This window comes from Cypionkella sp. TWP1-2-1b2 (genome assembly GCF_049896245.1).
Lineage (GTDB): Bacteria > Pseudomonadota > Alphaproteobacteria > Rhodobacterales > Rhodobacteraceae > Cypionkella.
The window spans coordinates 18468-30002 of the sequence record NZ_JAFCTX010000045.1; the positions used below are offsets into that span (position 1 = coordinate 18468).

Sequence of the window (11535 nt, forward strand, 5' to 3'; positions counted from 1 at the left end):
ATAGCATGAGATTGCTTTTGGCGGAGGATGATGCGGCACTGTGCGACCAGATCCGTCAGGCACTGACGCAAGAGGGCCGGGTCGTGGACGTGGTTCAAGATGGCGAGGAGGCTGCGTTTCTTGGCTCGACGGAACCCTACGATTTGATCATCCTGGATCTTGGTTTGCCCAAGCGCGACGGCCTTTCCATCCTGCGCGAATGGCGCGCCGAAAAGAATACGATCCCGGTGCTGATCCTGACTGCCAGAGACGGCTGGTCACAGCGGGTTGATGGCCTTGATGCCGGTGCCGATGACTACATTGTCAAACCTTTCCATATGGCCGAATTGCTGGCGCGCGTGCGGGCGCTGCTGCGCCGGCGGATGAGTCAGCAAAGCGCTGTGTTCGAAATAGGGGCGTTCAGCTTCGACACGCGCATGGGTCGGGCGCTAGTGAACGGGATCGCCGTCGATCTGACTGCGCAAGAAGTTGCGGTGTTGACCTATCTCGTCAATCAAGCCGGGCGTTTGGTGTCGCGAACGGAACTATCCGAGCATATTTACGCCTATGATGATGATCGGGATTCGAACACTATCGCCGTGTTCATCGCCCGGCTCCGCAAGAAACTGGGGGCGGAGGTGATACAAACGATTCGGGGCCGCGGCTATAAGATAGATCAGGCCTGATGCGATCTTTGCGTAGCAGGGCGATCCTGTCCGGCATCTGGCTTTCGATTCTGTCGATTTTTGTAGGCGCTGTGGTCTTGGTCACGTCGGTCGATGATATCGCGTTGCGTCGATTTGACACAGAAATGGCCGCGCGACACTTGCAGTTGACTGTCGCACTCGCCGACGATGGGCTTGACGCGGACACAATCGCCGCCGAACTTACCGATCCTCTGTATGATCGGCCTTATTCAGGGCGATACTGGCAGATCAACGCACTCAATGGAACGATTGTCACCTCGCGGTCACTGTTTGATGCCGTTCTGACGCTGCCAGCCGCAACCTCCGAACTGCAATATGCGGATGGTGTCGGCCCGGACGGCGAAGTGCGACTTGCCTGGCGCCAGATTAAGGCAGAGGGCGATGCGCCGATGGTCGTTGCCGTGGCAAGTTCTCTGGCCGAACTCGATCAGGAACGCTGGGATATTCGCCGCAGCCTGCTGACGGGATTTGCCATCGTCGGTCTTTTGGGTCTGATCATAGCTACTTTGCAGACATCTGCCATTCTGCGCCCGTTGACGACCCTGCAACGGGACATCAACCAACGGTGGGACAGCGACGAGGCCCTTGATCCCTCCAGTTACCCAAAAGAGGTCGCGCCGTTAGTGAACGACATCAACATCCTGCTAAAACGCAATCGCGACATCATCGACCGGACACGCAGGCAGGGCGCTGATCTTGCCCATGCGCTGAAAACCCCCTCGGCCATTCTTCGCAACGAGCTTCATCGTTTCGATCAATTAGGGCAGACTGTGAATGTGGCCCAAGACGCTCTGGATCGCATCGACGCGCAGATCACCCGATCCCTGACGCGCGTGCGCGCGGCCAATCTAGCAAGCGTAGCGCCAAGGGGAACCAATCTGCGAGGATCGCTGGAGAGGCTTACCCGAGCCTTCGCTACGCTTTTTGCGGACAACGCGCACAGCCTCGATGTGCATGTGCCCCTTGATCTTTCTGTGTCGATGGATGCTCAGGATCTGGAGGACGTGCTGGGGAATATTCTTGAGAACGGCCTAAAGTTCTGTCGTACTAGGGTTGTTGTGAGTGCACATCGCACGGAACATTTCAACTTTGTTCGCATCGAAGACGACGGTCCCGGAATTCCCGAACCGGATCGGGTCGAGGCGTTGCGGCCTGGCGGGCGACTGGACACCGCCACGCGCGGCACCGGTCTGGGTCTTGCCATCGCATCGGACATTGTAAATGCCTATGGCGGAACATTGACCCTTGGGCAATCAGCGAACCTGGGCGGTCTTCAAGTAGACTGCCATTTGCCAGTCAGACATGGCCTTTGATCGGCGACCGACCGCTTGTGTGTGTTTTGGCCCTTTAATTGCGGGTTTTGGTCAAGCCTGTTCCTTGGAAAGAGCGGTTCAAGACGCGCCATGTGCGCGTCCGTCAGCCAGAGGGAGTGGGCAAAACTTGGTGGTCAAGCGGCTATCTTTGAAACGTCAGCGTGCCGTTCAGCATTACGAGCCTATGACAGCGAAACGATGCGCCCCTTGCTGAGACCACCGGGCCTCCTCCCTTCAACGGCGCTCCCCTGACAAGCGATCACGATCACGTGGTTGGCCGCTCGCGACGGTGTCAATCCACGATGATGACAGCCCATGGCCGCCGACCGCATAATCAAAACGCTGCCGAACAGCATCCACGGAATGGTCGCGAAGATTGCGTATTCCAAAATGCGTCATCAGTGAAGGATAAATGCAAGCACCTGATGATGGTCTGTCATACCACCTATTACCACGTGGTTAACTTCTTATTAATGCCACAATTCTTTCCAACTTCGGGCGCAGTTTCTGCGCCAACTCAACCTATAAGGGAGAGCGTCATGTCCATGCCTCAAGTCGGAACAGTTGCGCAGTTGGTGTATGCGGATAGACAGCCACTGAATTTTGCTCGGCTTGTTGGCGATCTCCACTCGATTTTGGTGCAAACTTACGGCCTAGAAGTATTGTTTGAATGGGACTGCGAGGATATAGCATTCTTGGACCTGTCGACCGCCAGAATTGCGCTAGGGTGGGATGATAGGCCGGGCAAAGGCTATTCGGCCTGCATGACGGTATCGGTCGGGCCGCTGCCCGGCATCTCGTTGCTGGCCGGAAACGATGGGTGGGAACAAATCTGTTCGCGGATTGTTGAACGTGTCCACGGCCGCTTTCCGGCGTTAGCAACCCTTTGGCATCAGACCGAGGAGGAGCTGACGAGTGATTTGCTCGATAGCTTGGTCGCGCAGCTACCGCCGCTGATGCAACTCTTCCCATTTCAGGAGCCTGACTGGGTTGCGGATGCGATGACCCGTCAATCGCCTAGTCGCGCAGTGGCGCTGCGGGGCGCTGAAGAGATAGGCGAGCCCGAGAGTGCCATAAAGGAACCCGCGCCGATTGACGAAAGTAATCTGATGCAAGTCGTCGAGAAAGTCGCCGATGTGGCAGTCACGCGAGACGAAAAGGTTGGTGAACTGATAGCGCTGAAGTTCTCAGACAAATCAGCGACCGCTAGAGCGAGAGCACGGGCCAAAACACGTGCCAGCGCCCTAACACGGTCTGAAGCAGAGATCGCAAATGATCGACCTACCCTGCCGCACCCGCGTAACCTCGAACTTGCCCGGCTCCGTGACGCACTTTACCAAGCGGACCCCGAGGAGCTCCCGGCCCCCCTGAGCACCCAGCTACGCCTTACCGTCCACGCACTTAACACGACCCTGATCTTGGTCTGGGCACCGCTGGGAGCTGCCGTGATGACCTATTCGCTGCTGAAGGGTGAAGACATGAAGTTATCAGCCCGTCTGATGGTGCTGACTGGTTTGTTTGCCACCGCTATTGAGGGTGCCATGGGCCAGCATATGGCGGCGCTTGTTGGTGCCTAAACGTGCGTTCGGCCCCGCATCGCTGCTAAAACGGGCAATTTCCATCAGCTGCATGCGGCGTGCGCAATTCTGATCGGGTCTCCCCGTGATCAGGTCGGTTCAGCGCAGGCGGTTTTGCCGCCCGCTCTACACGAAATCGGTCAAGGGTGGTGCCTTACTGTAAGCGCTGTCTTGACTCCACCTTCCTGCTGAATCTGTAAGCTGCGATTGCGCTTTCCGTGGAGATTTACACGGGAGGTGTCAGTGGGAGTCCATCGGGAGCGCAGTATGGAGGCCGTTGGGTTTGTGGAGTTGCTGGCGGCTCCGGCAGCGAAGCGGCGATGGTCGGATGAGGCAAAGGGTCGGATGGTTGCCGAGACAGTGGTTCCGGGTGTCACGGTGAACGAGGTCGCGCGGCGGCACGGGGTGAAGGCAAACCATCTGTCTCGTGGCGGACGCTGGCGCGAATGGGCAAGCTGGTTGTGCCGGAGGTGGCTGGGGCGGAGTTCACAGCGCCGGTGGTCGTGACACAGACATCAGAGCCGCCCATCGTGACTGGCACAATTGATCTGGTCATTGGCTCCGTGACGGTGCGACTTGATGCTGCCACGCCTGCGGCTCGGGTTGCAGAATTGGTGATCGCGCTGCGAGTCTGCGCGTGATCTTTCCCTCGAACCGAGTGCGGGTCATGGTGGCAACCAAGCCCATCGACTTCCGGAAGGGCCATGACAGCTTGGCTGCGATGGTGAAGAACGAGTTGCGCAAAGATCCGTTCACGGGGACAGTTTTTGTGTTCCGCGCAAAGAAGGCAGATCGGCTGAAACTGCTCTACTGGGACGCCACCGGGCTGGTGATGGCCTACAAGCGGCTGGAAGAGCATACGTTTACCTGGCCCGCCGTGACGGACGGGTTGATGCTGATAAACCATGCGCAGTTCGAGGCACTGTTTGCGGGGCTCTACTGGTGGCGGGTTCGGGCCATCGAGGCGAAGGCTCCCGAAGCCGTGGAATGAGCGGTTCAGCCCTGCGGCAGGATGACTCATTCGGTGCTTTCTTGAGGCATCGCTTGTGATGGTTTGGTAAAAGCCAACCATGCCGAACACCGCTGATCTGCTTGGGGAAATTGCGACACTGAAGGCGATGCTGATCGCCGCAGAAGCGCGTGACCAGCGCAAGGACGAGCGGATCGCACAGTTGGAAAAGCTGGTCGCGGCCTTCAAACAGGGAGCGTTCGGACGCCGGTCGGAGAAGAGCGATCCGGACCAGTTCGAACTGGCGCTGGAAGATCTGGAAGCGGCCATGGCGGAGATCCATGCCGAAGATGATGCCGAGAATCGGGCGGCCAAACGCCCGGCCAAACCGCGTGCCGCCAACCGTGGATCGCTTCCCAAACACCTGCCGCGCGTCGAAGAGCTTATCGAGCCGGAAAGCCTCACCTGCACCTGCGGCGGCTGTCTGCATTGCATCGGGGAAGATGTGTCGGAACGGCTGGACATCGTGCCCGCCCAGTTCCGCGTCATCGTCACCCGCCGCCCCAAATATGCCTGCCGGTCCTGCACGGATGGTGTGGTTCAGGCTTCGGCCCCTGCGCGGCTGATCCCGGGCGGCATGCCGACCGATGCGACAGTGGCCCATGTGCTAGTCAGCAAATACGCAGATCACTTGCCGCTTTACCGTCAGGCCCAGATCTACAGCCGCCAGGGCGTCGATCTAGACCGGCCCACCCTTGCGGATTGGGTCGGTCGTGCCGCCTTCGAACTTCGCCCCGTCCATGATGCGCTGATGGCCGACCTAAAGCGGTCCACCAAGCTGTTCATGGACGAGACCCGCGCTCCGGTTCTCGATCTGGGTGCGCGAAAGACCAAAACCGGATACTTCTGGGCGCGCAGACCGTCATAGCGTTCGACATTGGCCTTGGGTTCGAGCTGCAGGGCTAGTGCTTGCGGCGTGTCCAATGGGGGACCGCCCACCACCTTGCCGTCAACCAGCCGGTGCAACAGGTTCAGCACATGGGTCTTGGTCGGCACGCCTTCGGCCAGTGCCAATTCCACGGCGGTCAGCACGGCTTGTTCATCATGGTGCAGCACGAGGGCTAGGATATCCACCATCTCTCGGTCACCGCCAAGCTTGCGCAACATGTGATCCTGCAACTGTCTGAACGCGTGAGGCAATTCGAGGAATGGCGCGCCGTTGCGAAGGGCACCGGGCTTGCGCTGAACGACCGCCAGATGATGCCGCCACTCGTAGATCGTCTTCGGCGGCAGCTTGTGACTGCGCTGGATCACGCGCGCATGATCGTCTCGATCGCCGCATCGAGCATCGTGTTTACCAAATCGGCATCAGGTTTGCACCCGATTGCCCAGCTGATGACGAGGCCGTCGAAGCAGTCGATGATGGGCGAAAGATAAACTTTACCCGCTCGGATGTGGAATTCGGTGATGTCGGTCAGCCATTTCTCATTCGGAGCGGTAGCCTGGAAGTCTCGATTGATGATATTCTCAGGCGCCGGACTAACCTCGCCGAGGTATGAGCTGTAACGCCGCCGTTTCGGCTTTGTGATGACCAAGGCCTCTTGCTTCATCAGGCGCTGCACAACCTTTTCCGAGATTGAGATAGATTGCCGTGTCAGAGAGGCTCTCACCGACCGTAACCGTTTTGGTTTCGCGAAAAGCGTCGCGCACCCAGGCCGTCAATGTTGCCCGGCCAGGGAAGCCTAAGGCCCGCATCGTCCACGAAATGCAACGACCGTGAGCGGCAAAGTGCAGCAACGCGATCTGCTTTTGTGCTTCAGAGAATTTGGGGGGCCGTGGCGCAAATCCTGACCGCAAATCCTGCCGACGCTCATATTCACGGCACCAGCCCTTCAGAGCGTTCTTACTGGGGTAACCCAGCTGGCAAATCGTCGCCCGCGCGCGCTTGCCGAGCTTGATATACAGCTCCACTGCACGCATGCGCTCTTCGTAGGAATACATGAACTATCTCCCAGATAGTCCAACTTTTCGTCCGCACCCCCACCGGCTCAGTTCTGGGTGAAAATCAACACCACGACGCCGGGGCTGAGAACTGGGCCGTCATCGCCTCGCTCATCGAGACCTGCAAGATGAACGGCGTCGACCCCCACGCTTGGCTGGCAAACACGCTCACCTCCATCGTCAACGGCCACAAACAAAGCCACATCGACGATCTGCTGCCGTGGAATTACGCCATCAAGGTGTGATCAGAACAGCGCTTACGCCTTACTGGCGAGGAGCACTGGTAAACTACATGTCAATTCGCGCTTGCTGTCGTCAAAACGGAAGGGCGAGGGCGCCGTTTAGCAGAGGTCCTACAACCGCTCTGCAAGTCGGAAGCGTATCGGATGGGTTGCCTTTTATGCCGGATTATGTCGCGACAACTGCGTGTTTTCCTCATCGAGAGTAGCTCGCATCTCTTTCAAAAGGCTCATTTTAGGGGTGCGGTTTCTCAAAATCCTCTTGGCGCTTCCAACGAAAAATCGATTGGAGCCTCGAAAATTTCCCAATCCGCGCACGGACTGCTGAGGATTGACTTCTGTAGCTTGGATCTTTGCAAAGCTCAGCATGAGCGACATCGAGATGGCGCGCCGGAATCTGCGGGAACAGGTGATGGACAAGGTGGTAGGAATCGTTGCGAGGGAAAAAGATCAGGCGGACCACGGCAGGCGCAAGAACGTTGCGCGAGCTTTCAAGTTCATCATCTGCCCCCACGAGTCCCGCATGGTCCAGACAATCGGTCCAAAAGTTCAAGGTTGGATAAATGTAAAACAGTGGGATGATGACGAAGGCAAAAGAGGTCAGCGGAGCGAACACAGTGAACGCGACTATAAGAGCGAGGAGCACCAGTTTAAAAAAGACGAAGAAGCGACCATCATCGCCTGACAGACTGATGCCAGTGTATGCGCGAAGGTGCCGTCCCATTAGTGGCGTCGCCATGTGCCTAATGATGGTTCGCCAAGTCAGCGCATCGTGCAAACCGAACTTCTGGATGACGGCGAACTCCGCATCATTCTCGTAGTCTCCATTGTTTGCGTGATGAGAAAGATGGTCATCCCGATACTTTCGAAACGTTTTCATCAACATTGATGCGCATACGCGCCCAATCAGCACGTTGTCTTGCCGATTGTCGGAAAACGACGAATGACAGCACTCGTGGACTATATTGTTTATGCCTCTCAAACGCGTTCCGATGAAGATCGCGGTAGCCATCATCATAAGTACTGACCCGACGCTCGCAGTATGTGACTGCAGGTAGCTTCCAAACCAGATCGACGCTGCTATCAAAGTAAAATAGCCACAAACGATCGCCCAAGCGATCATGCGCGAATACCTTTTCATTCCGAAAAACCGCAGGATGTACTTCCTGCGCAGTGACTGTCCCGACATGTGTCCCCCGACCCAACCGGCTCATGATACCTAAATTGTTGAACCATTTGCATAAATTCGAAAGACGGATGTTCAAAAATTTCGCCTGCATCAGAAGTGCTAATGCAAGTTTAATCATCCGATCTTGCTTGTCACAACTTTTCCAGTAAAAGTCTGTGCCATGCATTAGAAAATCTTATGTAGTAAAGTGAAAAATGTCGCGCATCGACTACGACTCTCTCATCATTCTGTCTGCCGTCATTCGAGAAGGCAGCTTTGAAGCAGCCGCCAAAGCGCTGAAAGTGACCCAGTCTGCGGTCAGTCAACGAATCAGGCAGTTAGAAGAAAAAGCCGGAGTCGTTCTGGTCGCTAGGGGCCGCCCGTGCCTGCCGACGGAGGCCGGGATACAGTATTGTCGGCATGTCGAACAAGTGACACTTCTTCAACAGGAACTCGACCAGCGCATGCGCGCACTTGTGGGGGGCGACATTGCCGGTGCGGCAACGATCCGCCTGGGAGTAAACAATGACAGCTTGGCGACATGGTTTCCAAATGTGATCAAGCGAGCGTCGAGGGAACTGGGGATCCGCCTAGACGTCCTTCCTGATGATCAGGACCATACAGAAGCGAGCCTGAAGTCAGGAGATGCGCTTGCGGTGATAACGGCTCTCGAAACGCCGATACACGGATGCCGCAGACTTTCTCTTGGATCGATGGATTACGTCGCCGTAGCATCGCCCGAATTCTTTCTGGCCGAATTTTCAAAGGGAGTGTCGCTGGATACTCTGCGCGGCTCGACCTGTCTTGCCTACAATCGTAAGGACAATATCCAAGACCAATGGATGACACTTTGCTTTGGCGAAACTGTGCCTTTGTCTACTCATTTCGTGCCATCATATGAGGGGTACATTGCTTGCTGCAGGAACGGGACGGCATGGGGACTTATACCCAGCATTGCTGCAACGCCCTTGGTCGCGCTTGGCGAGTTGGTAGAGTTAAGTCCCGGTAAGGCGGCACGGGTGTCTCTGCATTGGCAGGCAAGCATGCAATCCAGCGAAATCCTAACGCGCCTTGGCGATCTCGTGCTTGAAGAGGCAACCAAGCATCTTGTCACGGATGCATTCAGGCCTTAGTGAAACCCCAGAATTTTTGACTCCCCTTGGCTTGGGTCAATCCAAGGCGACACACACACCGTAGGGTCGGTCGTACAGTTTAGCATCCCATGGTTTAACAGCTTGGCAGGTCGAACTGACCCGACCTTGCGACCTAAAATGCCCAAACTTTACCGCTCCACAGGCATCATCGCGCCACATTGATCAACGTTAGTCACCTGAGCATAGCGTCGAAGTTCTGCGAATGACCTTTAAAAGTGGAGTATCGCATTTTGTTTCCACGCATGTTGCAACTACGCGCTTGGACATCCCCGCGCCCTGCAAAATTTCCTCCGTATACTGCGGAGGCTCCCTATATTGCAGGCGCGAGACACAGCGAGCCGGTCGTCAAAGTGGATTTTGGGCTTCATGTCTTGGTTTTGCGCACGCTGATCGAAGAATTTGGAGGGGAAGCAACCAGCGTTGACCTGTGCCGGCGCATGGCTGCCGCAAACGTGTCATCTGTTGGACACAACCAAACTCAGTCGCCGGCCTCCATTCGCGCGACCCTTGATGTACTGGCCAACTGCGGCGCCTTAGGGATCGAGGACGTGAACGGGGCCAATGTTATCGCTCGCATGAAACTCGATGGAATCATTCTTGCATACGGGCAACCTACCTCCAAAGGTTGATTAGGAGCGGTCAGAGCACTGTGAGTGCTATGGTGATCGGTGCCCGTCGAAGGATATGTTGGGCAACAGATGCTCAGCCACAAAACGGCCTTAGTCGCATCCAACAGGGGCTTCGTCTTAGCTGGCGGCCCCTGCAGTCTGACAGATCCATTTGCCTTCATACAGCGGTTCACAAATCAAGAAGAAGCGTGCGCGATCTCTTGGCGCGCAATGATCCGGTCAAGGAGGGTCGAAGCCTATAGCAATTTTTATCAACAAACTGTTTCGAAAATCCTTACTATTATAAATTCTTATGATGCATTATTTTTTACTAACTGACCCATCGCAGGTAACGAGTCGAGTTGCTTTGATAGTGTAGTTAACGAGTACGGCCGCGCAGGTTGCCCCCCGCGCGGCCTTTCCCAAGATCTAACTTTCTTGGGTGATGCAAGAATGGAATCCCGATGAACCCCCAATACGATGTGTGTGTTACCGAGTACCGAAGCCATCCGGACGAAGACTTCCTTAGCCAGATTCCAGAGGCTTTTGCATCAGTGAGGGCGGCCAGACGACAAGTGTATTTTTTCGGGATTTTCAGCGCGGCCTGCGTGTTTTTCCTATCTTTAATGACTAAATAGACTTCGGCTTTGTCCGCTACATGAAGTCTGCTCGCATGGCATTGATGGGCGTTGTTGCGTAACTCACGCCTGAGGCATGATTGCCCCTTTCCCCTTCGGGATCAGGCCACGCGGACGATCTCGGCCGTTCCGAGGGCCGAGAAGCGGTTCATCAGGGCGACGCGTATCTGGATTTCCGCAGTTTGACGGTCGGGGTCTCTGGCGGCGATGCGCTCACCGAAGGCTTTGAGACACCGCATCTTTGCCTCGATCCGGCTTCGGACGTGGTATCCGGTCCAGCGCTTCCAGAATGCCCTGCCATAGTGCCGGGTGGCACGCAGGGTTTCGTTTCTAGCGATTGCAGCCGGACAGTCCTCCTTCCACGGCCGCCCGTTCTTGCGGATCGGGATGATTGCAGTGGCCTGCCGGTCAATGATGGCCGTGTGGCAACGGCGGGTGCCTTGGACACGCGCAAGTGCCACGACGTCATCGCCGCTCGCGGCGCGGCTGCGATCATTCCGCCCCGCAAGAACGCCAAGCCCTGGAAGCCCGACAGCCCCGGAGCGATCGCGCGCAACGAAGCCCTGCGCGCATCACGACGCTTCGGTCGAACCATCTGGCGACGATGGAGCGGCTATCACCGCCGAAGCCGGGTCGAAACAAAGATGCACTGTGTCAAACTGCTCGGCCAGCGACTGGCCGCGAGGGACTTTGATCGTCAGGTCGCCGAGTTCCAGATCCGTGTGGCCGTCCTGAACGGCTTCACCGCTCTCGGCATACCCGTCACTAAAGCCTGAATAGCCCCTAGATTTGTAGACGCCTTGCTTGGTAATTTTGGAAGCAAGGAGACACACATGTCCGGCACAAGGTTCACAGACGAGTTCAAGCGTGATGCTGTCGCGCAAGTTGATGATCGCGGCCATCCGGTGCGCGAGGTGGCTGAGCGTTTGGGTATCAGCACCAAGTCGATCTACACTTGGCAAAAGCAGTTTTCGCGGCCAGCGAAGGTGATCCAGGAGGTCGATGCCCAAGCCGATGAGATCCGTCGTCTGAAGCGTGATCTGGCTCGGGTCACGGAGGAACGGGACATCTTAAAAAAGGCGACGGTGGGTTCAACCGGTCAGCGCAACGGCTCGATCAAAGGTATCAGCGGGCGTCTGAAAGCCAAGCGTTTTCCGCGGCCTTGTGTTGAGCCGCAGGGCAACCTGATCAAGGTCATATTG

General features: G+C 56.6%; 11 protein-coding genes and 6 pseudogenes. 12 read left to right on the forward strand and 5 right to left on the reverse strand.

Going from position 1 to position 11535, the window contains the following annotated elements; all coding sequences use genetic code 11:
• Window positions 1-17: 17 nt before the first annotated feature.
• The 7 genes and pseudogenes from ACP7AP_RS20835 to tnpC all read left to right on the forward strand — a co-directional run.
• A complete protein-coding gene (locus ACP7AP_RS20835) occupies window positions 18-665 on the forward strand; it encodes a response regulator (RefSeq protein WP_426037312.1) in 648 nt (215 codons plus the stop codon).
• Window positions 665-1999: an ATP-binding protein gene (locus tag ACP7AP_RS20840; protein WP_426037314.1), complete on the forward strand. Its 1335-nt coding sequence runs from the start codon at window positions 665-667 to the stop codon at window positions 1997-1999. The genes ACP7AP_RS20835 and ACP7AP_RS20840 overlap by 1 nt, the downstream gene beginning before the upstream one ends.
• 302 nt (window positions 2000-2301) lie before the next feature.
• The gene (locus ACP7AP_RS20845; protein ID WP_426037316.1) at window positions 2302-3576 is read left to right on the forward strand and encodes a hypothetical protein; all 1275 of its coding nucleotides are present in this window, start codon (window positions 2302-2304) and stop codon (window positions 3574-3576) included.
• Window positions 3577-3921: 345 nt separating this feature from the next.
• A complete protein-coding gene (locus ACP7AP_RS20850) occupies window positions 3922-4083 on the forward strand; it encodes a transposase (RefSeq protein WP_426037326.1) in 162 nt (53 codons plus the stop codon).
• Window positions 4023-4217: a hypothetical protein gene (locus ACP7AP_RS20855; protein WP_426037330.1), complete on the forward strand. Its 195-nt coding sequence runs from the start codon at window positions 4023-4025 to the stop codon at window positions 4215-4217. The genes ACP7AP_RS20850 and ACP7AP_RS20855 overlap by 61 nt, the downstream gene beginning before the upstream one ends.
• 29 nt (window positions 4218-4246) lie before the next feature.
• Window positions 4247-4567: an IS66 family insertion sequence element accessory protein TnpB gene (tnpB, locus tag ACP7AP_RS20860; RefSeq protein WP_426037318.1), complete on the forward strand. Its 321-nt coding sequence runs from the start codon at window positions 4247-4249 to the stop codon at window positions 4565-4567.
• 79 nt (window positions 4568-4646) lie between these two features.
• Window positions 4647-5438: pseudogene (tnpC, locus tag ACP7AP_RS20865) on the forward strand (IS66 family transposase); the annotation flags it as partial.
• Here the strand turns inward: tnpC and ACP7AP_RS20870 are convergent.
• Window positions 5432-5851 (reverse strand): annotated as a pseudogene (locus tag ACP7AP_RS20870) (IS21 family transposase); the annotation flags it as partial. The pseudogenes tnpC and ACP7AP_RS20870 overlap by 7 nt on opposite strands.
• Window positions 5848-6526: pseudogene (locus ACP7AP_RS20875) on the reverse strand (DDE-type integrase/transposase/recombinase); the annotation flags it as partial. The pseudogenes ACP7AP_RS20870 and ACP7AP_RS20875, both read right to left, overlap by 4 nt.
• Before the next feature lie 71 nt (window positions 6527-6597).
• Here ACP7AP_RS20875 and ACP7AP_RS20880 point away from each other — a divergent pair.
• Window positions 6598-6771: pseudogene (locus tag ACP7AP_RS20880) on the forward strand (transposase domain-containing protein); the annotation flags it as partial.
• Window positions 6772-7000: 229 nt separating this feature from the next.
• Here the strand turns inward: ACP7AP_RS20880 and ACP7AP_RS20885 are convergent.
• Both ACP7AP_RS20885 and ACP7AP_RS20890 read right to left on the reverse strand, forming a co-directional pair.
• Window positions 7001-7729: a fatty acid desaturase family protein gene (locus tag ACP7AP_RS20885; RefSeq protein WP_426037328.1), complete on the reverse strand. Its 729-nt coding sequence runs from the start codon at window positions 7727-7729 to the stop codon at window positions 7001-7003.
• Complete coding sequence (locus tag ACP7AP_RS20890) at window positions 7617-8072, reverse strand: hypothetical protein (protein WP_426037332.1); 456 nt, start codon at window positions 8070-8072, stop codon at window positions 7617-7619. Before ACP7AP_RS20890 ends, ACP7AP_RS20885 begins: the two co-directional genes overlap by 113 nt.
• A 76-nt stretch (window positions 8073-8148) precedes the next feature.
• Here ACP7AP_RS20890 and ACP7AP_RS20895 point away from each other — a divergent pair, with 76 nt between their 5' ends.
• Entirely contained in the window at window positions 8149-9066 is a 918-nt protein-coding gene (locus ACP7AP_RS20895) for a LysR family transcriptional regulator ArgP (RefSeq protein WP_426037320.1), read from the forward strand.
• A 236-nt stretch (window positions 9067-9302) separates the two neighbouring features.
• Window positions 9303-9716: a hypothetical protein gene (locus tag ACP7AP_RS20900; RefSeq protein ID WP_426037322.1), complete on the forward strand. Its 414-nt coding sequence runs from the start codon at window positions 9303-9305 to the stop codon at window positions 9714-9716.
• A gap of 718 nt (window positions 9717-10434) precedes the next feature.
• Here the strand turns inward: ACP7AP_RS20900 and ACP7AP_RS20905 are convergent.
• Window positions 10435-10770: pseudogene (locus tag ACP7AP_RS20905) on the reverse strand (transposase); the annotation flags it as partial.
• Here ACP7AP_RS20905 and ACP7AP_RS20910 point away from each other — a divergent pair.
• Window positions 10756-11109: pseudogene (locus ACP7AP_RS20910) on the forward strand (transposase); the annotation flags it as partial. The pseudogenes ACP7AP_RS20905 and ACP7AP_RS20910 overlap by 15 nt on opposite strands.
• 57 nt (window positions 11110-11166) lie before the next feature.
• A partial coding sequence (locus ACP7AP_RS20915; protein WP_426037324.1) for a transposase occupies window positions 11167-11535 on the forward strand: 369 nt, incomplete at its 3' end.